Origin of the sequence: Cupriavidus mimosae, assembly GCF_023952485.1 — a bacterium.
GTDB lineage: Bacteria > Pseudomonadota > Gammaproteobacteria > Burkholderiales > Burkholderiaceae > Cupriavidus > Cupriavidus taiwanensis_C.
Genome location: NZ_JALHRY010000010.1, coordinates 180,313 through 207,214 on the forward strand (window position 1 = coordinate 180,313; position 26,902 = coordinate 207,214).

General features: G+C 68.4%; 26 protein-coding genes and 1 pseudogene. 16 read left to right on the forward strand and 11 right to left on the reverse strand.

The genetic code is table 11. The annotated features are described in order from the left end of the window. Positions 1-134 precede the first annotated feature (134 nt). Complete coding sequence (locus MKD50_RS19575) at positions 135-1,043, forward strand: LysR substrate-binding domain-containing protein (protein WP_252668314.1); 909 nt, start codon at positions 135-137, stop codon at positions 1,041-1,043. Between the two features lie 7 nt (positions 1,044-1,050). Here the strand turns inward: MKD50_RS19575 and MKD50_RS19580 are convergent, their stop codons facing one another. After that, on the reverse strand, positions 1,051-1,977 hold the full coding sequence (locus tag MKD50_RS19580) for a LysR family transcriptional regulator (protein WP_252668315.1): 927 nt from the start codon (positions 1,975-1,977) through the stop codon (positions 1,051-1,053). A 142-nt stretch (positions 1,978-2,119) separates the two neighbouring features. On the opposite strand from MKD50_RS19580, the pseudogene MKD50_RS19585 reads away from it, so the two are divergent. Both MKD50_RS19585 and MKD50_RS19590 read left to right on the forward strand, forming a co-directional pair. Then, positions 2,120-2,200, forward strand: a pseudogene (locus tag MKD50_RS19585) (oxidoreductase); the annotation flags it as partial. A 234-nt stretch (positions 2,201-2,434) separates the two neighbouring features. Beyond that, on the forward strand, positions 2,435-2,821 hold the full coding sequence (locus MKD50_RS19590) for a hypothetical protein (RefSeq protein ID WP_147299785.1): 387 nt from the start codon (positions 2,435-2,437) through the stop codon (positions 2,819-2,821). A gap of 36 nt (positions 2,822-2,857) precedes the next feature. On the opposite strand, the gene MKD50_RS19595 is transcribed toward MKD50_RS19590, so the two are convergent. Beyond that, on the reverse strand, positions 2,858-3,094 hold the full coding sequence (locus tag MKD50_RS19595) for a DUF2795 domain-containing protein (protein ID WP_252668317.1): 237 nt from the start codon (positions 3,092-3,094) through the stop codon (positions 2,858-2,860). 330 nt (positions 3,095-3,424) lie between these two features. Between MKD50_RS19595 and MKD50_RS19600 the strand changes: the two genes are divergently transcribed. Next, positions 3,425-4,396: a Bug family tripartite tricarboxylate transporter substrate binding protein gene (locus MKD50_RS19600; RefSeq protein WP_240070724.1), complete on the forward strand. Its 972-nt coding sequence runs from the start codon at positions 3,425-3,427 to the stop codon at positions 4,394-4,396. A gap of 4 nt (positions 4,397-4,400) precedes the next feature. Here the strand turns inward: MKD50_RS19600 and MKD50_RS19605 are convergent, their stop codons facing one another. Continuing rightward, positions 4,401-4,652, reverse strand: a complete 252-nt coding sequence (locus MKD50_RS19605; protein WP_240070723.1) for a hypothetical protein — start codon at positions 4,650-4,652, stop codon at positions 4,401-4,403. 33 nt (positions 4,653-4,685) lie between these two features. Further along, the gene (locus MKD50_RS19610) at positions 4,686-5,354 is read right to left on the reverse strand and encodes a GntR family transcriptional regulator (RefSeq protein WP_115700743.1); all 669 of its coding nucleotides are present in this window, start codon (positions 5,352-5,354) and stop codon (positions 4,686-4,688) included. A 298-nt stretch (positions 5,355-5,652) separates the two neighbouring features. Between MKD50_RS19610 and MKD50_RS19615 the strand changes: the two genes are divergently transcribed. The 5 genes from MKD50_RS19615 to MKD50_RS19635 are packed head-to-tail and all read left to right on the forward strand — an operon-like array spanning position 5,653 to position 11,916. Then, the gene (locus tag MKD50_RS19615) at positions 5,653-6,900 is read left to right on the forward strand and encodes an MFS transporter (RefSeq protein WP_252668318.1); all 1,248 of its coding nucleotides are present in this window, start codon (positions 5,653-5,655) and stop codon (positions 6,898-6,900) included. Between the two features lie 39 nt (positions 6,901-6,939). Then, positions 6,940-7,695: a LamB/YcsF family protein gene (locus tag MKD50_RS19620; protein WP_115682526.1), complete on the forward strand. Its 756-nt coding sequence runs from the start codon at positions 6,940-6,942 to the stop codon at positions 7,693-7,695. Positions 7,696-7,728: 33 nt separating this feature from the next. Next, complete coding sequence (locus MKD50_RS19625) at positions 7,729-8,541, forward strand: putative hydro-lyase (RefSeq protein ID WP_252668320.1); 813 nt, start codon at positions 7,729-7,731, stop codon at positions 8,539-8,541. Between the two features lie 28 nt (positions 8,542-8,569). Beyond that, positions 8,570-10,180 carry a 5-oxoprolinase subunit B/C family protein gene (locus MKD50_RS19630; RefSeq protein WP_252668323.1) on the forward strand — a complete coding sequence of 537 codons (1,611 nt, stop codon included), beginning with the start codon at positions 8,570-8,572 and terminating at the stop codon, positions 10,178-10,180. Positions 10,181-10,185: 5 nt separating this feature from the next. After that, complete coding sequence (locus tag MKD50_RS19635) at positions 10,186-11,916, forward strand: acetyl/propionyl/methylcrotonyl-CoA carboxylase subunit alpha (protein WP_252668325.1); 1,731 nt, start codon at positions 10,186-10,188, stop codon at positions 11,914-11,916. A gap of 164 nt (positions 11,917-12,080) precedes the next feature. Here the strand turns inward: MKD50_RS19635 and MKD50_RS19640 are convergent, their stop codons facing one another. Beyond that, complete coding sequence (locus MKD50_RS19640; protein ID WP_252668327.1) at positions 12,081-13,694, reverse strand: alkaline phosphatase D family protein; 1,614 nt, start codon at positions 13,692-13,694, stop codon at positions 12,081-12,083. Here MKD50_RS19640 and MKD50_RS19645 point away from each other — a divergent pair. Next, positions 13,689-14,009 carry a hypothetical protein gene (locus MKD50_RS19645; RefSeq protein ID WP_252668329.1) on the forward strand — a complete coding sequence of 107 codons (321 nt, stop codon included), beginning with the start codon at positions 13,689-13,691 and terminating at the stop codon, positions 14,007-14,009. The two genes, MKD50_RS19640 and MKD50_RS19645, sit on opposite strands and share 6 nt — an antisense overlap. Before the next feature lie 289 nt (positions 14,010-14,298). Beyond that, complete coding sequence (locus MKD50_RS19650) at positions 14,299-15,012, forward strand: PA4824 family protein (RefSeq protein WP_252668331.1); 714 nt, start codon at positions 14,299-14,301, stop codon at positions 15,010-15,012. 30 nt (positions 15,013-15,042) lie between these two features. On the opposite strand, the gene blaOXA is transcribed toward MKD50_RS19650, so the two are convergent. Next, entirely contained in the window at positions 15,043-15,882 is an 840-nt protein-coding gene (gene blaOXA / locus MKD50_RS19655; protein WP_252668333.1) for an OXA-1206 family carbapenem-hydrolyzing class D beta-lactamase, read from the reverse strand. A gap of 144 nt (positions 15,883-16,026) precedes the next feature. On the opposite strand from blaOXA, the gene MKD50_RS19660 reads away from it, so the two are divergent. Then, positions 16,027-17,667 carry a hypothetical protein gene (locus MKD50_RS19660; RefSeq protein ID WP_252668390.1) on the forward strand — a complete coding sequence of 547 codons (1,641 nt, stop codon included), beginning with the start codon at positions 16,027-16,029 and terminating at the stop codon, positions 17,665-17,667. A gap of 9 nt (positions 17,668-17,676) precedes the next feature. On the opposite strand, the gene MKD50_RS19665 is transcribed toward MKD50_RS19660, so the two are convergent. Then, the gene (locus tag MKD50_RS19665; RefSeq protein WP_115700714.1) at positions 17,677-18,486 is read right to left on the reverse strand and encodes an AraC family transcriptional regulator; all 810 of its coding nucleotides are present in this window, start codon (positions 18,484-18,486) and stop codon (positions 17,677-17,679) included. A 368-nt stretch (positions 18,487-18,854) separates the two neighbouring features. Between MKD50_RS19665 and ggt the strand changes: the two genes are divergently transcribed. Beyond that, positions 18,855-20,471: a gamma-glutamyltransferase gene (gene ggt, locus MKD50_RS19670; RefSeq protein ID WP_252668392.1), complete on the forward strand. Its 1,617-nt coding sequence runs from the start codon at positions 18,855-18,857 to the stop codon at positions 20,469-20,471. A gap of 59 nt (positions 20,472-20,530) precedes the next feature. On the opposite strand, the gene MKD50_RS19675 is transcribed toward ggt, so the two are convergent. Then, the gene (locus MKD50_RS19675; RefSeq protein WP_115700712.1) at positions 20,531-20,845 is read right to left on the reverse strand and encodes a TFIIB-type zinc ribbon-containing protein; all 315 of its coding nucleotides are present in this window, start codon (positions 20,843-20,845) and stop codon (positions 20,531-20,533) included. 148 nt (positions 20,846-20,993) lie between these two features. Here MKD50_RS19675 and MKD50_RS19680 point away from each other — a divergent pair, with 148 nt between their 5' ends. Then, on the forward strand, positions 20,994-21,569 hold the full coding sequence (locus MKD50_RS19680; RefSeq protein ID WP_252668335.1) for a M23 family metallopeptidase: 576 nt from the start codon (positions 20,994-20,996) through the stop codon (positions 21,567-21,569). A gap of 27 nt (positions 21,570-21,596) precedes the next feature. On the opposite strand, the gene MKD50_RS19685 is transcribed toward MKD50_RS19680, so the two are convergent. The 3 genes from MKD50_RS19685 to MKD50_RS19695 form a co-directional block, all read right to left on the reverse strand. Further along, positions 21,597-22,928, reverse strand: coding sequence for a nucleobase:cation symporter-2 family protein (locus tag MKD50_RS19685; protein ID WP_115700708.1), 1,332 nt, complete (start codon positions 22,926-22,928; stop codon positions 21,597-21,599). Positions 22,929-23,201: 273 nt separating this feature from the next. Next, positions 23,202-23,741, reverse strand: coding sequence for a thioredoxin family protein (locus MKD50_RS19690; RefSeq protein ID WP_240070714.1), 540 nt, complete (start codon positions 23,739-23,741; stop codon positions 23,202-23,204). 3 nt (positions 23,742-23,744) lie between these two features. Next, positions 23,745-24,458: a cytochrome c biogenesis CcdA family protein gene (locus MKD50_RS19695; RefSeq protein ID WP_115700703.1), complete on the reverse strand. Its 714-nt coding sequence runs from the start codon at positions 24,456-24,458 to the stop codon at positions 23,745-23,747. A gap of 236 nt (positions 24,459-24,694) precedes the next feature. Here MKD50_RS19695 and MKD50_RS19700 point away from each other — a divergent pair, with 236 nt between their 5' ends. Together MKD50_RS19700 and MKD50_RS19705 are read left to right on the forward strand one after the other, a co-directional pair. After that, positions 24,695-25,435: a response regulator gene (locus tag MKD50_RS19700; protein WP_115700701.1), complete on the forward strand. Its 741-nt coding sequence runs from the start codon at positions 24,695-24,697 to the stop codon at positions 25,433-25,435. Then, complete coding sequence (locus MKD50_RS19705; RefSeq protein WP_115700699.1) at positions 25,432-26,742, forward strand: sensor histidine kinase; 1,311 nt, start codon at positions 25,432-25,434, stop codon at positions 26,740-26,742. Before MKD50_RS19700 ends, MKD50_RS19705 begins: the two co-directional genes overlap by 4 nt. The last annotated feature ends 160 nt before the right edge of the window (positions 26,743-26,902 follow it).

A 26,902-nucleotide genomic window follows, 5' to 3' on the forward strand; every position in this document is an offset into this window, starting at 1 on the left:
CAGGGGGGTTATCGTTGCACCGCAACGAAGAACATGCGCAAACATGCGGTGTCGGGATAGATTAGGAGGATGCCCTGCGCGTGAAAAATTCTTTTTTTTGGGCCGTCAATAACGTTGTGTTATAGACTGGTGCCATGAAAATCCGCCAGCTCGAGGCCTTCCGGGCCGTCATGCTTTGCCAGACCGTCACGCGCGCCGCCGAGATGCTGCACATCTCGCAGCCGGCGACGACCCGGCTGATCGCCGATCTTGAAGAGGCGCTAGGGTTTTCCCTGTTCGAGCGCATGCGCGGGCGGCTGCACCCCACCGCCGAGGCGCAGGCGCTGTTCGAGGAAGTGCAGCGCTCGCTGGTCGGCATCGACCGCATCGCGCAGACCGCGCTCGATATCCGCGACATGCAGCGCGGCTCGCTGCAGATCGCCGCCGCGCCGGCGCTGGCGCTGTCCTTCCTGCCGCGCGCGATCGCGGCGTTCATGGCCGACCACCAGCAGATCCAGATCACGATGCTGCCGCACTCGTCGCGCACGGTGGTCAACATGGTCACCGAGCAACGCTGCGACGTCGGCTTTGCCATCCTGTCGATGAACCACCCCAGCACGCACGGCGAGCGGCTGCTGTCGACCCGGATGGTGTGCGCCATTCCCGCCGGGCACCGGCTTGCCAGCCAGGAAGTCATCCGCCCGCCGGACCTCGCCGGCGAGCGCTTCGTGTCGCATCCGCGCATGCTCGACTCGCGGCTGCAGATCGATGCGCTCTTTGCCTCTTACGGCATCGAATGCAAGGTGCAGGTGGAAACGCAGGTGTCGTGGAGCATCTGCGCGTTCGTGGAGGAGGGGCTGGGCGTGGCGCTGATCGATCCGATCACGGCGCTGGAGTACAAGGGCGACGGGGTCTGCTTCCGCATGTTCGACCCCTTGCTGACCACCGATTTTTCGGTGCTGTTCTCGGCGCAGCGCGCGCCGTCGATCCTGCTCAAGGCCTTTGTCGCGCACACTCGCGCATTTGCGCTGGCGCGGCTGGATCCCAGCTTCGTGGTGGCCTAGGACATCGTCACGGCTGGGCCCACGCCGCCGTCTGGCGCGACCCACCCTTGCCGCCGATCGCTTCGACCAGGTAATCGACGAACGAAGCGATCCGCGCGGAGATCGCGGTATTGCGGTAGTAGACCGCATGGATCGGCTGGCGCACGTCCTGGGTCTGGCGCGCCAGCACCTGCACCAGCCGGCCCGCCTCGCGATCCTGCGCGGTCATGAAGTCCGACAGGCATACGATCCCCGCGCCCTCCAGCGCCAGCTGCCTGAGCGTCTCGCCGCTCGACGACCACACCGCCGGCTCGATCCGGCAGGGCTCTCCGTCCGCACCCAGGATCGGCCACACGTTCAGCGATTCGGGCTGGTTGAAACCCAGCAGCGCGTGCTTGCCGAGATCCTGTGCCTTGCGCGGGTGGCCGTGCGCGTCGAGGTAGGCCGGACTGGCCAGCATGCGCACCCGGCTGTTGCCGATCAGCCGGCTATGCAGCGTGGAATCCTTCAGGCGGCCGATGCGGATGGCCACGTCGGTGCGCCGCTCGAGCAGGTCGATGATGCCCTCGTTGCTGTTCAGCTCCAGTTCTACCTGCGCAAAGCGCTCGCGGTAGCCGCGCACCAGCGGCACGATCACATGCAGCATGAACGGCGACGCGGCGTCGACGCGCAGGCGCCCGGACGGCTTCTCGCGCCGCGCCAGCATCTGTTCTTCCGCGCTTTCGACCGAGTCGATGATGGCGCGCGCGTCGTGCAGGAAGGCCTGGCCTTCCTCGGTCAGCTCGAGGCGGCGCGTGGTCCGGCGCAGCAGCGTGGTCTTGAGCTTTTCTTCCAGGCGGGCGAGGGTGCGGCTGGTTGCCGAGACGGTGAGGTCGAGCTGCTGCGCGGCGGCCGTGATCGAGCCGCTGTCGACCACGGTGGCAAAGGCCAGCAGTTCGTCGAGCGTGATTTTCATGGGTGCGTCGGAATCAAGACAGATTGGTTTATAGACGATGCGGCAGCGCGTGGCAATCCTTGATTAAAAATCAAATATTTTTGTCCAGTAAAGGCGTTTATCTCATTAGTTGCGGGGGCAGGATGACTGCATCGAACCAGCCTTCCGTGCCGCGGCCCGCAACGCGATCGCGGCGGGCTTTGACGGCGTCGAGCTGCACGGCGCCAACGGCTACGTGGTGAGTACAGTTGCTGCCGTAGTGCTTTAGAGGGATATGCTGCCACCGACATAGCAGGGCAATATCGGCACGGTCCGAATGCGCCCATCCGCATCCAGGAAAGTCCGCCCGCCAGGTCCCACCCGCGGGCGCTTTCTTTTGGGGAGCAGCAAAGCGATATGAAGGCGCGAATCATTCGCGTTTGATCGGCTGGAGCCATCGGCGCGCGATATGGAACCCTCAAGAAAAAGGAGTGAGACAGTGCCTGCCCACCAGTCGCCAGTTCACCGCCTCGCGCCGGCACACCCCAACGGTCCTCCGCTGTCGCTCGCCCCGGGCCTGGGCGCGACGTTTGAAACAGCTATCAACCACGAGCCCTCCGAACCGGAAAGGACTGCCCTGGCGCTCTGTGCCCGCTATTGCCGGCTCGCGGACGTGAGCCCGCCGTTCGGCGCCGAAACGCTGGCGTGGCGGGGCGGCGCCTACGTCTATGTCTTTGGCTGGGACAGCGACGGCAGGCGCCGCCTGTTCGAGGTGTTCCGAAACCAGCAGGGCGTCCTGGAGCCAGTGCTGGCATTCCAGTATCCCGTGCCACTGCGGAAACTGTTCCGGCACGATCTGGATCCGCTGTACAGCGATCGACGCTGAAATCCCGGGCGCAGGCTATGGCATGCGCAGCGGCTACTACGTGCCGAGGTGCCGCGCAATGGCTTGCGCCACTTCCCCAGCATCCCGGTAGTTTTTTTCAGGTATGCCCAGCAGGGCATCCACGATCGCGTCATCCGCGTTGTTGTCGCGCGCGGTAGAAACCAGCGCGCCGCGCGTCGCGGGATAGTCCAGGCCGCGCAATGCCTGCTCGAGGGCGGCGGGGTCCCATCGATCCGTGCGCGGATGTTGTTGCGGACGCTTGTCATTGGCCATGGCTGATCTCCGGTAGATTGGGGCGAACGCGCGAGGCTCGCGAACTGGCTTCACCCCGCATTGCAAGACCCCGGCGGCCGGCGCCGCGGCCTGATTCCCGGCGTCCCAAGCCTGATGGAAACGCAAGGCACATGCCATGGCGGGATCCCGCGGAGCACTGTGTTGCCGGCGTCCTCCGCACAGCACTTCATCGTCTGCGCAGTCCGCACATACCCCTAATTGACGGTGAAGTTTATGTGCGTAAAATTTAATTCATAACTATGAATAGTGGCAGGTGCCCGCCTCGATGCCGGCACTGCTTCCGACCACCGCCATCCAGGAGACACCCCGATGCAACCGAATCCGCGCCGCCGCCTGATGCTGTGCGCCGCCGTGCTGGGCGCGCTGCCCGCGCTGGCCTGGGGCGACAGCTATCCCAGCAAGCCGATCCGCATGGTGGTGCCGTTCGCCCCCGGCGGCGCTACCGACGTGGTGGCGCGGCTGATTTCGCAGAAGCTGGGCGAGGCGCTGAAGCAGTCGGTGGTGGTGGAAAACCGTCCCGGCGCCAACGGCATCATCGGCACCGACGTGGTGGCCCGCGCGGCGCCAGACGGCTATACGCTGCTGCTCAATACCGCCGGCGCGCAGACCCTCAGCCCGGTGCTGTACAAGGCCGGCTATGAGCCGCTGAAGAGCTTTGCGCCGATCTCGCAGATCAGCAACATCGGCTTCGTGATGGTGGTGCACCCCTCGGTGCCGGCCAGGACCGTGCAGGAATTCGTCGCGCTGGCCAGGGCGAAGTCGCGGCCGCTGAGCCTGTCGGCCGGCAGCAGCATGATCGAGCTGATCGGCGCCACCTTCAAGAGCGCCGCGGGCACGCCCGACGTGGTCAGCGTGTCGTACCGTGGCACCGGCCCGCAGATGCAGGCGGTGGTCTCGGGCGAGGTCGACATGACCATCGACCCGTTCAACGGCATGGCCATGATCAAGGCCGGCAAGCTGCGCCCGCTGGCGGTGTTCGCGTCCAAGCGCTCGCCCGCGCTGCCCGAGGTCCCGACCATGCAGGAGGCCGGTTTCGACGGCATGGCGTTCAATTCGTGGGCCGGCCTGCTGGCGCCGGCCGGTACGCCCAAGGAGATCGTCACGCGGCTGAACCAGGAGATGAACCGCATCCTGGCGCAGCCCGAGATCCGGCAACGGCTGGCCGCGATCGACTACGAGGTGGTGGGCGGCACCCCGGAACAGTTCGCGGCCACCATTGCCGAGGACGCGGCAAGGTGGGCGAAGATCGTCAGGGAAACGAATTACAAGGCGGGTTCCTGAGCCTTCACGACGCCGCCTGGCGCACCAGCCAGTTGCGGAACGCGCGCGCCGCGGCCGTTTCCATCCGGTCACTGTGGTGCATCGCCCCAAAATCCGGGGCACTTACTTTTGCGATCAATGGCGCACCGAATACCAGCTGCGCCTTATGTCTCGCCAGGCGGTAGCAGCCTGACGTAACCGGCCACCTCTTGGGGACGCCGCTGCCGGTCTGGTGCCGGTAGCGGTTTTTGAAGCCGATCCGCTTCTTGCCGGCCATGACTTCCTTGGCTTCGATAATGGTGCGATCGCTTCAGCGCCCCTTGAACACCGGATGCCGAGCGCACACCGACAGCACGATGCGCTCGGATTGCGTCAGGTAGTCGTTCAGCGCGACCGCGCATTCGGCCAGCTTGCCTGCCTCGAACAGCTCCAGGATGTGCTGGTTCATCTCGACGTAAGGGCCGTGCAGGAATTCCGGGTCGTGCAGCATGCCGAACGCCAGGCGCAGTTCCGCGAGCAGGTGGGAGAACATCACGTTCAGGCGCTCGCTGTCGGCCAGCTCCACGATCGCCATGTGGAATTCCATGTTGGCGGTGCCTGCGCCCTGCCAGTCGCCGCTGTCGCGGCAGCGCAGACCGGCCTCCACCGCCTGGCGCAGATGCTTGCGGGCCGGATGGCTGGGGTAGGCCTGGGCGATGGCCTGGCATTCGATCAGCCGGCGCACCCGATATATATCGATGATCGACGCAATGCTCGGAATCGCCACCGACACGCCGCGGTTGGGCTCGTGCTTCAGCAGGCCTTCCTTGGTCAGCACGCGGAATGTCTCGCGTAGCGTATTGCGGGATATCTGCAGGCTTTCGCTCAGCGCCGCTTCCGACAGGCGCTGCCCCGGCTCGAATTCGCCATGCACGATGCGCTGGCGGATCTGTTCTGTGACCCGTTCGGCCAGATTCTTGACGTCAGGTGTTGAGGACATGGTGACTGGATCGGGCACCGGCTCATTCCGGGTGCGCACGTGACTGGATGTTAACGCACTTTGTTCAACAATTTGCACGGAATTGGTGCGGGCGATGGCCTATACGGTGCCTTAGGTGTATACCATGATCGATCAACGCCATAGATTGTTCAACAATAGTATCGTGTTGGTTGAGTGATACGTGCCGATAGGTCAACATGGCATGCGATTTGCTAAACAACGCCGATGAAACGAAGTCGTCGCCAAGTCAGTGCGGCGAGCTTTTCCCCGCTTTGTCCTTGTCCTAGTGAGCGCAACCATGTGGCTTAAACAAACTACCGCAGAGGAGCGCAAGACGCTCTTTGCCGCCTTCGTCGGCTATGGCGTCGATGCCTTCGACTACATGATCTACACCTTCATGATCCCCACATTCATTCTCGTGTGGGGCATGACCAAGGCCGAAGCCGGCTATATCGCGACCGGTGCGCTGATCAGCTCGGCCGTCGGCGGCTGGCTGGCCGGCATCCTGGCGGACAAGTACGGCCGCGTGCGGATCCTGCAGCTGACCGTGCTCTGGTTCAGCTTATTCACCTTCCTGAGCGGCTTCACCAATTCTCCCGAGCAGCTGTTCGTCACGCGCATGCTGCAGGGCCTGGGCTTCGGCGGCGAATGGTCGGTCGGCTCGGTGCTGATCGCGGAGATGATCCGCGCCCGCCACCGCGGCAAGGCGGTGGGCCTGGTGCAGAGCAGCTGGGCAGTCGGCTGGGGGCTTTCGGCGCTCGCCTTCTGGGCGGTCTATGCCTTGGTCGAGCAGCAATACGCCTGGCGCGTGCTGTTCTGGATCGGCGTGCTGCCCGCGATCTTCATCCTCTACATCCGCCGCAATATCAGCGAGCCCAAGGTGTATCGCGAAACCCAGGCAAAGCTGGCCCGCACCGGTGAAAGCAACAACTTCATGCTGATCTTCAAGCCCGGCGTGCTGCGCGTTACCGTTCTGGCCAGCTTGCTGGCGACCGGCATGCAGGGTGCCTACTATTCGGTGACCACCTGGCTGCCCACCTACCTGAAGATGGAGCGCAACCTGTCCGTTCTCAACACCAGCGGCTACCTGATGGTGCTGATCGCTGGCTCGTTCGCTGGCTACCTGACCAGCGCCTGGCTGTCCGACCACCTGGGTCGCCGCCGCTGCTTCATGCTGTTCGCCGTGAGCGCGGCCATCCTGGTGGTCTGCTACACGCAGCTGCCCATCACCGACGCGGCGATGCTGTTGCTGGGCTTCCCGTTCGGCTTCTTCCTGTCGGGCATCTTCTCGGGCATGGGGGCTTACCTGACCGAGCTGTATCCCAGCCATATCCGCGGTTCGGGGCAGGGCTTCTGCTACAACTTCGGCCGCGCGGTCGGTTCGATCTGCCCGGCCCTGATCGGGCACCTGAGCGCAAAGATGTCGCTGGGCGTGGCGATCGGCTACATGGCCGCCGGCGCCTACGCACTGGTGGTGGTCGCGTGCCTGATGCTGCCGGAGACCCGTGGCCGCGAACTGCTGGGCGAGGCCGAGGCCGCGCACTGAAGCACCGCAGCACTAAAGTCCTGAAGCACCGAATCACATATGCAAATCGATCTGAACAGCGACCTCGGCGAGAGCTTCGGCGCCTGGAGCATGGGCAACGATGCCGCCATGCTGGACATCGTCAGCAGCGCCAATGTGGCCTGCGGCTTCCATGCGGGCGATCCGGCAGGCATCCTGCAGACGCTGAAGGCCGCGGCGGAGCGCGGCGTGTCCGTGGGCGCGCACGTCTCGTATCCCGACCTGCAGGGCTTCGGCCGCCGCAACATGGACGTGGCCAGCGCCGACCTGGTGGCCGACGTGATCTACCAGATCAGCGCGCTGTCGGGCATGGCCGCCACCGTCGGCACCGCGGTGCGCTACGTCAAGCCGCACGGCGCGCTCTACAACACCATTGCCAGCGACGAACGTCAGGCGCGAGACGTGATCGCCGCGATCCGCGCGGTGAACCAGGAGCTGGCGCTGGTAGCGCTGGCCGGCTCGCCGCTGGTGGCCTGGGCGCGCGAGGCCGGCCTGCGTGTCATCGCCGAAGCGTTCGCCGACCGTGCCTACACGCCGCAGGGCACGCTGGTGTCGCGCCGCGAGAAGGGCGCGGTGCTGCACGACGCCGCCGACGTGGCCCAGCGCATGCTGCGCCTGGCGCGCGAAGGCACGGTGCTTGCCATCGACGGCAGCGTGGCGCGCGTGGAAGCGCAATCGATCTGCGTGCATGGCGACAGCGACGGCGCGCTCGAGATGGCGCGCGCCGTGCGCGCCGCTCTGGAGCGCGACGGCATCGCGATCCGCGCGTTTGCGTGAGCCCGCGACCCTGAACACACTGGAGAAATACCCATGCAAGCATCCGCACTGGAACGCGCCCGCATCGCCTCGGTGAACGCCGCCCGCGAAGCGCGCGCAAGCTATCGGGCCGGCACCGTGCAGCCCACCGCCGGCGTCGCGCCAGGCATGACGCAGGCCAACATGATCGCCTTGCCGCGCGACTGGGCCTGGGATTTCCTGCTGTACGCGCAGCGCAATCCCAAGGCCTGTCCCGTGCTCGATGTGATCGAGGCGGGCGCGCACCAGACCCAGCTGGCCGAAGGCGCCGACGTGCGCAGCGACATCCCGCTGTACCGCGTCTGGCGCGACGGCAATCTGGCGGAAGAGGTGGCCGACGCCACGCCGCTGTGGGCCGAGCATCCGGACTTGGTCACCTTCCTGATCGGCTGTAGCTTTACCTTCGAGACGCCGCTGCAAGAGGCTGGCATCGAGGTGCGCCATATCGCCGACGGCTCCAACGTGCCGATGTACCGCACCAGTCGCCAGTGCCGTCCGGCCGGCCGCCTGCATGGCGAGCTGGTGGTGTCGATGCGGCCCATCCCAGCGCACCGCGTTGCCGATGCCGTTTCCATCAGCGGGCGTTTCCCCTCGGTGCATGGCGCGCCGGTCCACGTTGGCGACCCGGCCGCGCTGGGCATCGCCGATATCGGCAAGCCCGACTTCGGCGACGCCGTGCGCATCGAGCCGGGCGACATCCCCGTGTTCTGGGCCTGCGGCGTGACGCCCCAGGCGGCCGTGATGGCGTCCGGCGTGCCCTTCGCCGTGACCCACGCGCCGGGCCATATGTTCATTACCGACGTGCCGGACAGCACGTACCACGTCTGAGACCGCCGGGTCTTTTGCGGAGCTAGTCTTGCGTTTCCTGCCCGTCACCTCGAATGCCCTGCTGGTAGAGCTGGCCGACCTCGACCAGACCCTGGCCCTGCTGGCCTCGCTGCAGCGCGACCCGCTGCCTGGCGTGGCCGAGCTGGTGCCCGCCGCGCGCACCATCCTCGTTCACTTCCGCCCGTCGGCGACCAGCGCCGCCGCGCTGGTGCGCGCCATCGCCGCGCGCGACCTGTCGCAGCGCGTCGCGCGCAGCGACATCCTGGTCGAGATCCCGGTGCGCTATGACGGCGAGGACCTGGCCGAGGTCGCGCAGCTGCTCGGCATCGCGCCGGAGGAAGTGGTGCGCCGCCACACCGGCAGCGAATACACCGTGGCCTTTACCGGGTTTGCCCCGGGCTTTGCCTACCTCAGCGGCGGCCATCCCAGCTTTGACGTACCGCGCCGCAGTACGCCGCGTACGCGCATCCCCGCCGGCGCCGTTGGCCTGGCGGGCACCTTCAGCGGCGTGTATCCGCAGGCCAGCCCCGGCGGCTGGCAGATCATCGGCGTGACGCCGGTGCCGATGTGGGACCTGGATCGCGAGCAGCCTGCGCTGCTGCAGCCCGGCTATCGCGTGCGCTTTGTCGATATCGCAACGCTCGATGGCGTGGCGCATCCCGCCGGCAGCGTTGCCGCGGCGCCGGCGCGCAAGCCCGCGCAGTCCCTGCAGTCCGATAGCGCGCCTGCAGCCGCGGCGCTGAAGGTGAAGGGCACCGGCCTGCAGACCCTGTTCCAGGACCTGGGCCGGCACGGCCAGGCGAGACAGGGCGTCTCGGCCTCGGGCGCGATGGACCAGGCGGCGCTCAAGGCGGCCAACCGGCTGGTGGGCAACCGCAGCGATGCCGCGGCGCTCGAGACCATCGGCGCCGGCCTGCAGCTGCAGAGCGTGGGCGAGAGCGTGCTGGCCGTCACCGGCGCGGATGCGCCGCTGACGGTGTGCACGGCCGATGGCCGTCAATGGGACGTCCCGAACCACCAGGCCGTGGCGCTTGCCGATGGCGACACGCTGTCCGTCGGCCAGCCGCTGGCCGGGGCGCGCTGCTACGTCGCGGCGCGCGGCGGTTTTGCGGTCACGCCGGTGCTGGGCAGCTGTGCCGCCGACACGCTGGCCAAGGTCGGCCCGGCGCCGCTGGCGGTTGGGGATGTGATCAACCTGCGGCAGGCTCCGGCTGGTGCCATCGTTGGCGCCCCCGAAACGCCCGCCGAAAACCTGCCCACGGTGGACCAGGAAGTCGTGCTCGACGTGGTGCTCGGCCCTCGCACCGACTGGTTCACCGCCGAGTCCGTACAACGGCTTGCCGCGCAGCGCTGGCAGGTCACGCCGCAATCCAACCGCGTGGGCCTGCGCCTGGCCGGCGAAGTGGCGCTGGAGCGCGCCATCGCGGGCGAATTGCCCAGCGAAGGCACAGCGCTCGGGGCGCTGCAGGTGCCGCCTAGCGGCCAGCCCGTCCTGTTCCTGGCCGACCATCCGCTCACCGGCGGCTATCCCGTGATCGGCTCCGTGGCGCCTTATCACCTCGACCGCGCCGGACAAATCCCCGTCGGTGCCTGGCTGCGCTTCCATCCCGTCGGCGCCTTCGAAGAACTGCAACCGTAACTGCCATGAAGAAAGTCCTGATTGCCAACCGTGGCGAGATCGCCGTTCGCATCATCCGCGCCTGCGCCGACTATGGCGTGGCCTCTGTCGCTGTCTATGCCAATGCCGATATCGACGCGATCCACGCGCGCTTGGCTGACGAAGCCTACGGCCTCGACGGCGACCGCCCGGCCGACACCTACTTGAATATCCCCAAGCTGCTGGAGATCGCGCGCCGCAGCGGCGCCGACGCGGTGCACCCGGGCTATGGCTTCCTGTCGGAAAGCGAAGCCTTCGCCCGCGCGGTGATCGATGCCGGCCTGACCTGGATCGGACCGTCGCCGGAAACCATTGCCCGGCTGGGCGACAAGGTGGAAGCGCGCAAGATCGCGCTGCAGGTAGGCGCGCCGCTGGTGGCCGGCACGTCCGACCCGGTGAGCGATGCCAACGAAGTGCTGGCCTTTGCCGAGCGCCACGGCCTGCCCATCATCATCAAGGCGGCCTTCGGCGGCGGCGGCCGAGGCATGAAGATCGCCTGGCGCATGGACGAGGTCGAAGAGCTGTACGCGTCAGCCGTGCGCGAGGCGGTCACGGCTTTCGGCCGCGGCGAATGCTTCGTCGAGCAGTTCCTCGACAAGCCGCGCCATATCGAAGCGCAGGTGCTGGCCGACCGTCACGGCAACGTGGTGGTGCTCGGCACGCGCGACTGTTCGCTGCAGCGGCGCAACCAGAAGCTGGTGGAAGAGGCCCCGGCGCCGTTCGTGAGCGACGAACAGCGCGCCCGCATCCACGCCGCGGCGCGCGAAATCTGCGCCGCCGCGGGCTACACTAGCGCCGGCACGGTCGAATTCCTGCTCAGCGCCGGTGGTGCGATCTCGTTCCTGGAGGTCAACACCCGCCTGCAGGTCGAGCACCCCGTGACCGAGCAGACCACCGGTGTCGACCTGGTGGTCGAGCAACTGCGCGTGGCCGACGGCCTGCCGCTGTCGATCACCGAAACGCCGGCGCCGCTGGGCCATTCGATCGAGTTCCGCATCAACGCCGAGGACGTCGGCCGTGGCTTCCTGCCGACGCCGGGCCCGGTGCAGTGCTTCGAGGTACCGTCCGGCCCGGGCGTTCGCGTCGATTCCGGCGTGCAGACCGGCTCGGTGGTGCCCGGCACCTTCGACTCGCTGATGGCCAAGCTGATCGTGACCGGCGCCACGCGCGAGCAGGCGCTGGCGCGTGCGCGCCGCGCGCTGCGCGAGTTCCGGATCGAGGGCGTGGCCTCGGTGCTGCCGTTCCATCGCGCCGTGATCGACCATGCCGATTTCCTGGGCGCCGATGGCTTCAAGGTCCATACGCGCTGGATCGAGTCCGACTTTGCCGAGCCGCTGGCCGCCGCCGTGCGCGCCGAGCCTCAGCCGGATGGCAGCCTGCTGCGCACCGCGATCGAGATCGACGGCCGCCGCATGGTACTTGGCCTGCCGGCGCAGCTGCTGCGGGGCCTGGCCGAAGCGCCGGGGCAGGGCGGTGCGGCCGCACCCGCGCCGGCTGCGACCACCAACGCCGCCGACCTGCCTTCGCCGATCGCCGGCACCGTGCAGGCCTGGAAAGTCAACGCGGGCGACGAGGTCAGGGAAGGCGACCTGATCGCGGTGATGGAAGCGATGAAGATGGAGGTGCAGGTCCACGCCCATCGCAGCGGCCGCGTCACGTGGCAGGCTGAAACGGGCGTGTTCCTGGCCGCGGGGGCGCGGCTGGCCAGCGTGGAGTGAGAGCGGACGGCCGCCGGCCTGGTTTGTCGATTCGTTTGCCGATTATTTGGCCGATTATGGTCCGATCGGGCACGTGCAAGCGGGGCGGTGGTCTCTCCCGCAAGCGGGAGAGGTAGCAAACAATCAGCAGGTTCGTGCCACCGCAGTGTGCTCCGGGCGCCGACCTAGCCCGCCCCGGCCCGCTGCACGCCCGGCCGCCTATCCTCTACCACGAACGCCGCCTGCGTGCCGACCGCGCTGTCGGCGCGCGCCACGTCTTCCACGGCGCGCAGCGTGGCGGCCCAGCGCGCAGGCGTGGCCTCGACCACGCTGTAGCCGCGCTGGTCCGGCTGTGCATGCACGATATGCGGGTTGTGGGCCACGATCTTTGCCACACTCCGCTGGCTGCTGCCCGAGGCCGAGGCGATGGAGGTCGTGCAGAACTCGCTGGCGATCACGCGGGATGACGGGTCGCCGAAGTCCGCCAGTACATTGCAAGCGTAGTGCTGGTGGATATCGCCGCCGATGAACACGGTATTGCGCGGCGCCGCCGCGGCGATGCTGTCGAGCAGGCGCTGGCGCGCGGCGGGATAGCCATCCCAGGTATCGCTGTGGAAGGCTTCTTCCGGCGGCGCCTTGTAGTTCCGCCGCGAGAAGATGGTTTGCTGCGCGATCGCGCTCCAGCGCGTCTGGTCGTGCTGGTCCTGCGCCAGCCCCTGTGCCAGCCATCGCTCCTGCGCGCTGCCCAGCATGGTGCGGCGCGGATCGTAGAGCGCGCTGCATTCGCCGGGGGACACTGCGCCCTTGCGAGGCCGTCCAGGTTCACGGCAGGGCTGGATATCGCGATACTGGCGGTCGTCCAGCACATGGAAATCGACCAGCCGGCCCCAGCGATGGCGTGCATGGATGCTCAGCGCATCGGGCCTGCCAAGGCCCGCCGTGCCGTGCACCAGCGTGCTGGCGCGGATCGGCATGTTTTCATAGAACGCCTGGTATCCGGCCGTGCGCCTTGCAAGAAATGCGGTGGCAGGCTCGCTGCCCGCGCGTCCCGCATAGTCGTTCTGCACCTCATGATCATCCCAGGTTACCAGCCAGGGGCACGCAGCATGCATAGCCTGCAGCAGCGGGTCGCTCTTGTACAGCGCGTAGCGGTCGCGAAAGTCCTGCAGGCTGGTCGCGGTGGGCAAGCTGTGCGTGCGCGGCAGGTGCGTCCGCGCGCTGGCTGGCACCGCGCCCTCGTAGATGTAGTCGCCCAGGAACACCACCAGGTCCAGCTCTTCCTGCAGCATCTGCCTGTACGCGGCGTAGTGACCTTGCTCCCAGCGCTGGCAGGAGGCAAAGGCAAAGCGCACGCGCGCCGCCAGCGTGTCTGCCGCCGGCGCGGTGCGGGTGCGGGCCGGGGTGGTTACTGCGTCGCCGTGCATGAAGCGGTAGTAGTACCAGCGGTCGGGGCGCAGCCCGTCGACTTCCACATGCACGGAATGGCCGAGTTCCGGCAGCGCCTGCGAATGGCCGCGGCGCACGATGCGCCGGAATGCGTCGTCCTCGGCAACCTCCCACCGGACGGTCAGCGGCCCCTGCAGCGGCGTGGTGCCGAGGGCATCGGCCTGCGGCGTGCCGGGGATGGCGCCGGCGAACAGGCGCGTCCACAGCACGAATCCATCGGGCGTCGGCGCGCCGCTGGCCACGCCCAGCTGGAACAGATCGTGCTCGCGCAGCGTGGCGGAGATGGCCCAGCGGGGCAGCTGGGTGGCGAGGGCAGAGGCTGCCGCCAGCGTCAGGAAGGTTCTTCTTTGCATGCCGGTTCCGGGATGTCGGTGGTTCGTGGCGCGCTGTCGATGTGCAGAACTATAGCCAATCCGTTCTACCGGTTCTGGACAGGGGAAGTCGAGCGGCACGTTCTGGTCATCGTCGCCGTGCAGGAACAGCGCGGGGACGGTGATCGCGTGCAGGTCGTCGGTGAAGTCGACCTCCGAAAACTCGCGTACGGGGACGGGCGCTTGCGTCTCGCACCGGCCTGGCAGATGGTGCCGACGATGTTAGGAGAGGGTGGTGCGCGAGCGGTAGCGATATCTCCGCATGCCGCCATGCGCGTGGCGCATGGATCGGGTTGACCGCACTTTGGGCCGGGATTACACTGCGCCCCGTTCTTCCCAACGGAGCCTATCCGTGGACAGTTGTCCCAGTCCTTCTTGCGCAACGGGAGATTCCCCGGACGCGCCGGCGCGCTGAGACACTGCGGTCTTTCGCTGCAGTGCCGCCGCCCGGCGCTGCCACGCCCATGCGGCCAGGCCCACGCCTGCGGCCGCCGGTGCCAGACCTCCCTTGCTGCCTTTCGATGTCTTGTCATGGCCCGCGCGTATCGTCGCCGGCCTGATGGCTGTATTTGCTCAGGAGGTTGCCATGGTGTGGCACCAGTTCTTCGTACGCGTGGCCGCGCTGGCCATCGTGGCCGCGGCCTGCCGGCCGGCGCTGGCGGCGCGGCCGCTTATCACCGACGATGCCCGCATCGTCGATCCCAAGGCCTGCCAGCTGGAATCGTGGATGCAGTTCCAGTCCGGCGGCAATGAGCTGTGGGCGCTGCCCGGCTGCAATCCCACCGGCAACCTCGAACTGACGCTGGGCGGTTCGCTGCAGCGCGTCGATGGCGGCTGGGACGGCACCAACGTGCAGTTCCAGGCCAAGACCCTGCTCAAGCCGCTGGAACCCAACGGCTACGGCATCGCGCTGTCGGGTGGGGTGATCCACCATCCCGATGCCGAGCCCGGCAAGGTGCTGGGCAATCTCTATGTCAACGTGCCGGTGTCGCTCTCGTTCGCGGACGAACGCTTCGTCACGCACCTGAACCTGGGCGCCAACCGCGACACCGGCAATCGCCAGACGCGCATGACCTGGGGCGTGGGCACCGAGACCCAGCTGCACCCGCGCGTGTTCCTGATCGCCGAGACCTTCGGCGAGAACCGCGGCAAGCCGTCATTCCAGGCGGGCTTTCGCTTCTGGGTGGTGCAGGACCGGGTGCAGGTCGACACCACCTATGGCAACGTGTTCGGCGGCGGCACCGGCGCGCGCTTCTTTACGGTGGGCCTGCGCCTGCTGTCGCCGCCGTTCCTGCCGTAGCGGACGGTTGGCGGCCAGTGCTGCCCGGTCTCACTCCGGCAACGCCCCCACCTTGCGCAACGCCGCGCGCGCAATCTCCATCCGCGCCCTGGCATGCTCCGGCCGCAGCAGGTCCAGATTCAGCGCGAACAGATAGTTGTCGTCGCCGCGCTCGACCCAGCCGACCAGCCAGCCGAGCGCCGGTTTGGCCGAGTCGGCCCAGCCGGTCTTGCCGTGCAGGGTGTAATTGGCGGTGCGCTCCAGCACGGTGATGTCGTCCACGGCCTTGAAGGTGGCGGGCGAGAACGGCAGCGTGCGCTGCACCAGGCCCTTGAGGAACTCGATCTGCTGGTAGGCGCTGATCTGCAGCTTGCCGTTCAGCCAGAAGAGGTCGACCGGACCAGAACTGTCAGCGTTGCCATAGTGCGACGCGGTCAGGTAGCGCTGGTAGGCCGCGCTGCCGACCCGGCGCGCCAGCGCCTGGTAGGCCGGCACGCAGGAATTGGGCAAGGCCACGCCCAACGGCACGTCGGCGTTGCAGGTCTCGGGCAGCACGGCCTTGCCGCCGACCAGCCAGACCTTGCCGTCCCAGGGCAGCTTGTCATGGTCGACGTCGGCCACCGCACCGGTCTCGAGGCCGATCAGGGAGTTCATGATCTTGAAGGTCGATGCCGGCGAATACGGCGTGGCGGCGCGCGACGGGTTGTAGGTCAGCATGCGGTCGCGCCGCAGGTCGTAGATCACCATGGTGCCGGTGGTATCGGCCTGGCGGAACAGTGCCGCGGCGTCGAGCGGCGCTTCCTTTGGCGCGGCCAGCGCGGGCAGGTGGGCGGCAAGCAGGCCGAGGCTCAAGGCCACCGGCGTCAGCAGACGGGCAAGACGATTGTTCATGGTTATGCGTGGGAAGTTGGGGAAATGACAATCCGGGCCCGGACCGTGATGCGCAGCATAGGAGAGGGCTTGCGCAGCGCCAACCGCGTGCCCTGTAACTTGCGTAACATGACGGACGTCGCCACTGATGCTGCCTTCCAGATGATGTCCGCTTCGCTTGCCCCGATCCATATCGATGTGTCGAGTCCCTACCGCGTAGACGGCCAGCCCGCGCGCTACCAATCGGTCTGGCTGCTCGCGCGTGCCTGGCATGCGCATCGCAGCGGCGAGGGCATGGTCACCGCCGCCGCGGTACGCAGCGCGTTCCCCGCGGCGGCCAACCTGCGCATGCTGGTGTCGCGCGCGTTTGCAGACTTCGCGCGCTGGGGCATTGTGGTGGGATGGGGCGCTGAGCGCGCGCGCGATCCGGCCGCGGCCAACCCGGCGCAGCGCAGCCGCGGGCCGTTCTGGCTGGCTCCCCCCAGCGCGCGCCGTCTGCGCTTCGTCGCCAATGGCTGCACGCTGGGCCCGGTTGCGCTGGCGCGGCATTTCGGCTTTCCGGCCCGGGCGCATCCCGTGCCGCCTGCGCAGCGCGATGGCACGGGCTACGTGATGCGCGACATGGCCTTCTGGAGCGAGCTGACGCAGGCCATGCGCAGCGCGCAGGACGGCCACGCGGGCGCCCACGGCTTTGCCGTGGCGGAGTCCTTCGGCGCGGCGCGCCGGCTGGCCGGCGACGGTTTCCAGCAGGCCTTGTCGTTGCTGAAGGAGAGCCAGGCGTGGCGCCGCTGCGGGCGCCTCGACCAGAGCCGCGCCGCGCTGCGGCGTTTCGACCGGCTGGCGCAGGCGGCCGACGCGGGCGCGGCCACGCCGGCGTTCCAGGCCATGGCGCAGGTGGTGCGCGCGTGGGAGCGCTATACGCGCGGCGATGGCGAGGGCGCGCGCGCCGGGCTGGGACACCTGCACGCCGATGCCGAGCTGCGCCTGGTGGTGCGCTACAACCCGCGCGTGCGCTTCGAGGTGCTGAACCTCGAAGCGCTCTTGCACAAGGCCGATGCCATGCGCCCCGCGCATGCGGCCGCGGCGGCCGCGGCGCAGTGCGCGCTGGACGCGTTCTCGGGCGCGCTACAGGCCGCTTACGAGGCCGATTCGGTCGATGCCGTGCAGCATGCCGCGGCCAATATCGGGCTGAGCCTGTGGCTGTTCTGGCGCCATGGGCTGATCGATGGCGGGCGCAGCCTGTCAGCCAGCGCCGTGCAGCGGCAGGCGATGCGCTGGCTGGGGCTGTCGGAATGGATCTGCGACCGCTTTGGCGTTGGCGGCGGCACGGCGTGGAACGCGATCTTCCTGCTGCGCATTGCGCGCGGCAGCTGCGGGCCCGACGCGCCGCCGCTGGACCGCCCGGCCAGCGCCAGCGACAGCATGGCCATGTTCCGCCGCCAGCGGCCGCTTTCGGTGGCCGACGCGGTCGAGGCGCTGCGGCCGTTCCATGCGCCGTTCGCGCCGGCCAGGGGCTTCGTGCGCTGGTCGGCCGTGGCCGCCTTCGCGCTGGAAGACCACGACGCCGGCCACGTCAGGCTGGCGCCGCTGCAGCTGGCCAACCTGCTGCTGGAATCGGCCTGGTACCTGACCCATGAACAGGGCGCCACCGCCGCCGCATGCGCCGCGGTGGAGCGGCTGGCCGGGGAGCTGTCCGCATTGCGTCCGGCGGAACGGGCCTTCTTCATGGCCGAGATCCGCGCGCTGCCGCCGGCTTTGCGCGACGCCGCGGCGGAAGCGGCGCGGCGTCACCGCAAGCGTGCCTGACGGCGTTCGCTAACTGGCCGCCGGAACGACGCGGTTGGCGCGCGACAACTCGCCCGGCGTCATGTTGTAGAGCCGCCGGAACGCCGCGATAAACGCCGACAGCGACTCGTAGCCGCAATCCAGCGCCACCTCGGTCACGGCTTCGCCGCGCTCCAGCCGGGGCACGGCGTCGAGCAGGCGCAGCCGCTGGCGCCAGGCGCGGAAGGTCAGCCCGGTTTCGCGCTGGAACAGCCGCGTCAGGGTCTTGCCCGAGACCGCCAGCCGCGCGCTCCACGCCGCCAGGCTGGTGTCGCGGTCGGCATGGCGTTGCAGGCCATTGCAGACCAGGCGCACGCGCGGGTCGGCGGGCAGCGGCAGCATGAATTCCACTTCGGGTGCGGCGCCAAGCTGGTCGATCAGCACGCGCGCCAGGCGCCCGTCGGCGCCGCGCTCGTCGTATTCGGCCGGCAGGTGGCTGAAGGTGCGAATCAGCTCGCGCAGCAGCGGGCTGACGGTCAGCACGCGGCAACGGGCCCGCGCCGCGGCGCACACGCTGTTGTCGACGCTGTTGTCCAGGTAGAGGCTGCGGATGCGCGTGCCCGTCGCGCAGCGCACGCGGTGCGCCACGCCGGCCGGAATCCACACCGCCCATTGCGGTGGCGCGACAAAGCGCCCGCGCTCGGTCCATACCTCCAGCACGCCCTGCAAGGCATAGGCGAACTGGCACCAGGGATGCCGGTGGCGGTAGCCCAGCACGCGGTTGGGCAGGGCTTCGATGTGGCCGTACAGCGGGCGAGGCAGCCGCGCGAGCGCGCGCAGGGCGGGATCATGGGCAGGCATGCGTGGTCCGGTGGTAGTGGTGGGCGATCGCTGGCGGAACGGGCAGCGCGGCGGCGGAGGTCCGCTCATGTCCGATTGCCGACACCGGATGCGACTTTGCCGTTAGCCAGATTGTCTGGCGCAGGCTAACTTGCGCTCGCCCCACAAGACAATCCGGGCAATCCGCTCTACCGCTCGTGCCGGTTGCGTCCGCTCCGGCATGCAACTTCGCTGTGTTACCCAGGGAGCCTGCGATGCACCGCACCAGATTCTTCACCGCTCTGCGCCTGGCCGGCATGTGCTCGGCACTGACGCTGGCCGCCGCGCCAGCCTCGGCCGTCGATGAGGCCGGCAAGTACTGCGACACGCCTTCGGCCTGTATCAACCCGATGGCCACCGGCGGCATGGTGACCTCTTCCAACCGCCTGGCGACGCAGGCCGGTCTGCGCGTGCTGGAGCGCGGCGGCAATGCGGTCGATGCCGCCATCGCGGTGGCGTCGACCATCGCGGTGGTGTACCCGCACATGAACTCCATCGGCGGCGACGCCTTCTGGCTGATCTACAACGCCCGCACGCGCGAGGTGCGCGCGCTCAATGCCAGCGGCCGCGCCGGCGAACGCGCTACCATCGCCCTTTACCGGGACAAGGGACTCGACCGGGTTCCCGCGCGCGGCTACCTGTCCGCCATCACCGTGCCCGGCACCGTCGCCGGCTGGGAAGCCGCGTACCAGTACGCGCGCCAGGGCATGGGCCGCAGCCTGCCATGGCCGGAGCTGATGGCCGACGCCATCCGCCATGCCGAGGGCGGTTTTCCGGTGTCGGCGTCGCTGGCGTCGTGGAGCCGCGTCAATCTCGATCCGGCCGACACCGAATTCCGCGCCTTGCAGCGCTTCGACGGCTTTCGCCAGACCTTCCTGAAGCCGGACGGGTCGGCTTACCGGATGGGCGAAACGCTGCGCCAGCCTGACCTGGCCGGCACGCTGCGCCAGATTGCGTCGGGCGGCGCCGCCGCGTTCTACCAGGGCGAGATCGCGCGCAAGATCGTCGCCGACCTGCAGGCGCACGGCGGTGTGCTGACCCAGGCCGACTTTGCCCGCCACCGCGCCGACTGGGTCCAGCCGATCACCGTCAACTACCGCGGCTATCAGGCCGTCAACGTTCCGCCGAACACACAAGGCTTTGCCTCGCTGGAGATCCTGAACATCCTGGACAAGCGCGACGTGCGCGCGCTGGGCGAGGGCACGGCCGACTACTACCACGTCCTGGTGGAGGCCACCAAGCAAGCGTTTGCCGATCGCGACCGCTACCTCGCCGATCCGGACTTCGTGCAGATCCCGCTGGAACGGCTGCTGTCGTCTCGGCACGGGCAGGCCCAGTCCGGGCGCATCAGCATGCTGCGCGCCGGCGCCGACGTGAAGCCGATGGATCCGCACGGCGATACGGTATGGTTCGGCACCGCCGACAAGGACGGCAACGTGGTGTCGATGATCCAGAGCGTCTATCACGACTTCGGCTCGGGCATCGTGCCCAGGGGCACCGGTGTGCTATTGCAGAACCGCGGTGCGTTTTTCTCGCTCGATTCCGCGCATGTGAACCACCTGGCGCCGGGCAAGCGCACCTTCCATACGCTCAACCCGGCGCTGCTGCTGAAGGACGGCAAGCCGTTCCTGGTCTACGGCACCATGGGCGGAGAGGGGCAGCCGCAAACGCAGGCGGCGCTGGTGACGCGCATCGTCGATTTCGGCATGTCGCCGCAGGACGCGGTCAATGCGCCGCGCCTGCTCTATGGGCGCAACTGGGGCGTGTCGTCGAACGATCTCAAGATCGAGGGCCGCGTGCCGGAAGCGGTGACCGCCGAACTGGCGCGGCGCGGGCATCCGGTGAAGCGGGTGCAGGCCTTTACCGACACGATGGGCCATGCCGGTGCCATCCTGATCGACCCGCTCACGGGCGTGATGTATGGAGCGGCGGATCCGCGCGGCGACGGCCTGGCGGCAGGGCTGTAGCGGGACGTAAACGAGGAAAGGGCGACCACAGTCGCCCTTTCTTTCAATCGCCGGCCGGCTTAGTCGAACAGTTCGTGCCAGATGCTCTTTTTCCGATAATGCTTCTGCTCGCGCTCGTAGTGGCGGTCGCGGTCACGATCACCGTAGCCGCGCTGGTAGCCCTGCGGTGGCGGCGCGCTGTGCATGGGGGCCTGCTGTTGTGGCGGTTGCTGCATCGGAGCCTGCTGCGGGGCGGCCGCTGCCGAGCGTTCCAGGATCTTGTCGAGCTCGCCCCGGTCCAGCCAGACGCCGCGGCACTTGGGGCAGTAATCGATCTCGATGCCCTGGCGTTCGGACATCACGAGTTGGGTTTGCGGGCACACCGGACAGTCCATGCGGTTCTCCTGTTGCAATGAAAACGGTCCAGTTATGACCGGCCGCGGCGCCGATGGTTCGGCCAGCACGGCGGCCGGAAGTGGTGCGTGCGGCCCATAGAAGGGTGGGAGAGGGGGAATTTGCACGCCAGGCTGCCGTCGAAGGCATATGGCTGTCTCGCGTCTCGTTCCCCCTTTGCTTGCGTTGGTGCGCCGGCTGGCGTGGCTGGTGCTCTGGATCGGACTGGGCTGGCTGGCCTGGCCGTGGCTGCAGCCGCCGCTGGAGCGTGCCATCTACGCGGCCCGGCTGTCCGCCCGGCCCGCGCCGGCGACGCTGCCGGTGCCGGTCGCCGGGATTGCCTCCGGGGCGCTGCGCGATACCTGGCACGGCGCGCGTTCCGGCGGGCGCAAGCACGAGGGCATCGATATCTTCGCGCCGCGCGGCCGGGAAGTGGTGTCGGCCACCGAAGGCATTGTCACGCGCGTGGGTACCAACCAGCTGGGAGGAAACGTGGTGTGGGTGATGGGGCCGGGGCGGCAGATGCACTACTACGCCCATCTGGACCGGTACGCCGGCGTGCGCGCCGGCGACATCATCGCCGCCGGTACCGTGCTGGGGTATGTGGGCACCACCGGCAATGCGCGGGGCACGCCGCCGCACCTGCACTACGGCATCTACACCGCGCGCGGGGCGATCAATCCCTATCCGCTGCTGAAGCCGTCCATGGCCGCCGGCGCGCGCTAGCGCAGCCGGCGTGTGGAGTATCGGAGTTCAGGCGGCCTCGCCGACCGTACCGTGGCCGGCTTCGTCGGCGGCGGCTTCCTTGCCGCCGGGCAGCAGCAGGTTCAGGAACACCGCGGACAGCGAGCCCACCGTGATGCCGGAGCCGAACACCTCGTGGACAAAGGCGGGCAGCTTGGCCAGCAATTCCGGACGGAAGGTCACGGCCAGGCCGCAGCCGATCGACACCGCGACAATCAGCGTATTGCGCTGCGTAAACTTTACCGTGCTGAGCATCTGGATGCCGCCGGAAACGATCATCGCGAACATCATCAGGCCAGCGCCGCCAAGCACCGGCTGCGGAATCGTTACCACCAGCGCGCCCAGCACCGGGAACAGCCCGGCCAGCAGCAGCATCACGCCGGTCAGCGCCACCACATGGCGGCTGGCCACGCCGGTCAGCGACACCACGCCGACGTTCTGGGCAAAGGTGGACAGCGGCGGGCTGCACACCAGCGCCGCGAAGGCCGAACCAAAGCCGTCGCACAGGATGCCGCGCGACAGGCATTTGCCCGACACCGGCCGCTGCGTGGCCGAGCCCAGCGCCATGAAGGTGCCAGTCGATTCGACGATGGTGACCAGAAAGGCGATCGACATGGCGACGATGCCGGAGATCGGGAACGACATGCCGAAGTGCAGCGGCTGCGGCACCGCGAACACCGGCGCCTGGTGGAACTGGGTAAAGTCGATCAGGCCCAGCGCCAGGCACAGCAGATAGCCGCCGGCAATGCCGACCACGATGGCCGAGGCCGACAGCATGCCCTTGCCCCATTGCACCACCGCCACCACCAGCGCCAGCACGGCGACGGCAATCGCCAGGTTGCCGGGGGCGCCGTAGCGGCTGCTGCCCTGGCCGCCGGCGGCCCAGTCGATCGCCACCGGGATCAGCGACAGGCCGATCATGGTCACGACCACGCTGGTGACGGTATGCGGGAACAGCTTGCGGATCGCCGGCATGAAGAAGCTGCCCAGGATCATCACCAGCGAGCCCGCCAGCGCCGAACCCAGGATGCCGGCCACGCCGTGCTCGACGCCGACGCTGATGGCCGCGCCGACAAAGGCAAAGCTGGTGCCCATCACGCACGGCATGCGGATGCCGACCGGGCCCACGCCCTTGCACTGGATGATGGTGACGATGCCCGAGCCCAGCAGCGCGGCATTGACCAGCGCCACCACCTGGTCGGAGGGCAGGCGCAGCGCGCCGCCGATCACCAGCGGCACCGCAATGATGCCGCCCAGCGCGGCCAGCAGATGCTGGAGCGCCAGCAAGAACGTCGTCAACCGTGGGGGACGGTCTTCCACCTGGAACAGCAAGGGCGCCATTCGAGTCTCCTGTCGTCTGCCCGGATGTTCCGGGCTGTCTTGTTCTTCTGGCGCCGGGCGGGGAACCCGGCGCCCTCGTGCACGCTCGCGGGCCAGGTGCGGCAGCTCCGCGAGCGAGGCGGGCAGGATCTGCATCCCGCCTCAACAGGCGTGCAAGAATAACAGGGATCAGCGAACCGTGATACAAAGATTGCATACAATTTGTATCAACTCCCATGCGCTGGAAGACAAGGCGGATGCCCCGGAAGCCGCCTGCATGGCGGCTTCCCGGGCTCAGCGGCGCTGCGCCAGCGCCTTCTGGATCGCCGCCTCGGTCTCGGCGTACTGGCCTTCGCCGAAGTGCTTGTAGACCACGTTGCCGTCGGCATCGACCAGGTACAGCGCGGGCCAGTACTGGTTGCGCCAGGCGTTCCAGGTGGCATAGGCGTTGTCCTGTGCTACCGGGTAGCGGATGTCGAAGCGCTTGAGCGCGGCCTGGACGTTGCTGGTGGAGCGCTCGAACGCATACTCCGGCGTGTGTACGCCCACCACGACCAGGCCCTGGTCGCGATATTTGTCGTACCACTTGCGCACATGGGGCAGGGTGTTGATGCAGTTGATGCAGCTGTAGGTCCAGAAGTCGACCAGCACGACCTTGCCGCGCAGGCCGGCGACGGTCAGCGGTTCAGAGTTCAGCCACTTGCCGATACCGGTGAACTCGGGCGCCTTGCCGTAATCGGTGGGTGCGGCAGGCGCGGCGGCGGCCGGCTGGATGGCGAGCGGGGCGACGGCAAAGGCGGCCGCGGCGAACAGGCTGCGAAGGATGCGGGGCATGGTTCAGGCTCCAGGTTGGGTTGCGGGGAAAAGCGAGGTCAGCCAGGCGACGGCGAGGGTGTCGTACTGGAAGTACATGGCGATGGCGGTGGCCACCACCAGCACGCCGAAGGCCTGCTGCAGCCGCGGCGTATGACGGGCCAGCCGACGCACATGGGTGGTGGCGAACTGGCCGCCGTAGGCGATGCCCAGCATCGGCACGGCGGCGCCGGCGGCAAACAGGGCCAGCAGGCCGGCGGCGCGGTGCAGGTCCTGCGCCTTGGCCACCAGCGCCAGGATCGAGGCCAGCACCGGGCCCGCGCACGGCGTCCATACCGCGCCCAGCGTCATGCCCAGCACGAAGCCGCCGGCCAGGCCGTTGCCGGCGCGGCTGCCGGCGCCGGCGGCGCGGTCGGTGAGCGCGGCGAATGGCGCGGCGAACGGTGCCGTGAGGCGGCCGAAGCCGGCCGGCCACAGCCGCGCCAGGCCGGCGGCGAACAGGATGGCGATGGCGACGTTGCGGACCACGCCCGGGGCGTCGCTGAAGGCGCTGGTGAGCGCGCCGAAGACAATGCCCAGCGCGGAAAAGGCGGAGACGAAGCCCAGCGCGATCGCCAGCGGGCGCAGGCGGCTGGTTTCGCCCAGCGAAGCGCCCAGCAGCATGGGCAGCACGGGCAGCACGCACGGCGACGCAATCGTCAGCACGCCGGCGGCAAAGGCAAGGTAGGCATCGATCATGGCGGTGGACTCCCGGATTGGTATGGCTGCATTGCACCGTCCCGGCGTATCCGCGTTGTTTCCGCTTGCGGCCCGCTGTGCAATGTTTCTTGTCCGGGCCCGGCCCGGATACACAGCGATACAAAGAGCGCCGCCAGCGCCGCATAATGACGGCACCGGGTCAGGCGACGGGCCATCCTTGGCAGCGTCGGCCGCCCCCTTTTTCTTCTTCTCTTTCTTCGATTCCGGGACCCGCCATGACCCCGCAGGACCATATCCTTATCGTCGACGACGACCGCGAAATCCGCGAACTGGTTGCCGCCTACCTCGAGCGCAGCGGCATGCGCGTGTCCCTGGCCGCCAACGGACGCGAGATGCGCGCGGCGCTGGACAAGGGCTCGGTCGACCTGGTGGTGCTGGACCTGATGCTGCCCGGCGAAGACGGGCTGGCGCTGTGCCGCGACCTGCGCGCGGGCGAGCGGCGCAACCTGCCGGTGCTGATGCTGACCGCGCGCAACGAGGAAGCCGATCGCATCCTGGGGCTGGAGATGGGTGCCGACGACTACCTGGTCAAGCCCTTCGCCGCGCGCGAACTGCTGGCGCGGATCCGCTCGGTGCTGCGGCGCACGCGCATGCTGCCGCCCAACCTGCAGGTCACCGAGGCCGCCAGCGTGCTGGCGTTCGGCCCGTGGCGGCTGGACACCAACGCGCGCCACCTGATCGACGAGCAGGACGTGATCGTCGCGCTCAGCGGCGCGGAATACCGGCTGCTGCGCGTCTTCGTCGACCACCCGCAGCGGGTGCTGACGCGCGACCAGCTGCTCAACCTGACCCAGGGCCGCGACGCCGAGCTGTTCGAGCGCTCGATCGACCTGCTGGTAAGCCGCCTGCGCCAGCGCCTGCGCGACGACGCGCGCGAGCCGCGCTACATCAAGACCGTGCGCAACGGCGGCTATGTCTTCAGCGCCACCGTCGAAGTCCGCCAGGAGCGCACATGAGCGGGCGCGCGCGCAAGGGGCTGGCATGGCCGCGCACGCTGTTCGCGCGGCTGATGGTGATCCTGCTGGTCGGGCTGGTGCTGGCGCAGAGCCTGTCGTACAGCCTGGTGATGATGGAACGCAAGAACGCGGCCGACCGGCTGATGCTGGGCAACCTGGAGCGCGACGTGGCCAGCTCGGTGGCGATGCTCGACATGCTGCCGGCGGACCAGCGCGCGCCCTGGCTGGAGCGGGTGCGGCGCGACAACTACAGCTACCGCCTCGATGCCGGCACCCCGGGCGAGCCGCCGCGCGCGCCGCTGGCGCGCAAGGCCGTCGACACCATTGCCGAGGCGCTGCAGGGCCGCTATCCGGTCTCTGCCAGCGCCCAGCCGGGCGGCGGTTTCCAGGTACACCTGCGGCTGCATGACGGCAGCCCGCTGACGATCGACGTGCGGCCCAAACGCTCGCTGGTCTCGCCGTGGCTGCTGGCGATGCTGGCGGCGCAGCTGGCGCTGCTGGTGGCCTGTGCCTGGCTGGCGGTGCGCGTGGTCACGCGTCCGCTCAGCCAGCTGGCCAGCGCCGCCGAGAACCTGGGGCCGGACCTGAAGGCGCAGCGCGTGCCCGAAACCGGGCCGACCGAGGTGGCCCACGCCGCCGCCGCCTTCAACGCCATGCAGGCCCGCATTGCCGGCTACCTGGATGAGCGCATGCAGATCCTGGCCGCGATCTCGCACGACCTGCAGACGCCGATCACGCGCATGCGCCTGCGCGTGGACCTGATGGAAGATTCCCCGACCCAGCAGAAGCTCTACCACGACCTGCGCGAGATGGAGCACCTGGTGCGCGAGGGCGTGGCCTATGCCCGCACCCTGCAGGGCGGCACCGAGACCCCGGCCCGGATCGACCCCGATGCGCTGCTCGACAGCCTGGCCGGCGACTATCTGGACGCCGGCCATACCATCGCCATCGAAGGCCAGGCCGGCGCGCCGCTGCTGACACGCCCGCAGGCGCTGCGGCGCATCCTGACCAACCTGATCGACAACGCGCTGAAGTTCGGCGCGGAGGTCACGCTGGCGGTGGCAAGGCAGGACGATGGCTGGCTGCAGATCGCCGTGCAGGACCGCGGCCCCGGCATTCCGGAGGCGGAACTGGAGCGCGTGATGCAGCCGTACTACCGCGTCGAAACCTCGCGCAACCGCGGCACCGGGGGCACCGGCCTGGGGCTGGCGATCGCGCAGCAACTGACACAGGCCCTGGGCGGCACGCTGCAGCTGGCCAATCGCGAGGGCGGCGGCCTGCAGGCCACGCTGCGCCTGCCCGCCTGAGAGCTTTTTTTTTTCTTCCCTCTCCCCGCCCGCGGGAGCGGGGCGGGGGAGAGGGCCGGCGTCTCCACGAAGTCAGTTCACGAGATATTTCAGGCACCGTCCTCCCGGCGCCAACCCCCGGAATCCATTAGGCAAAAATCCCATTTCATCCCCTGATCGG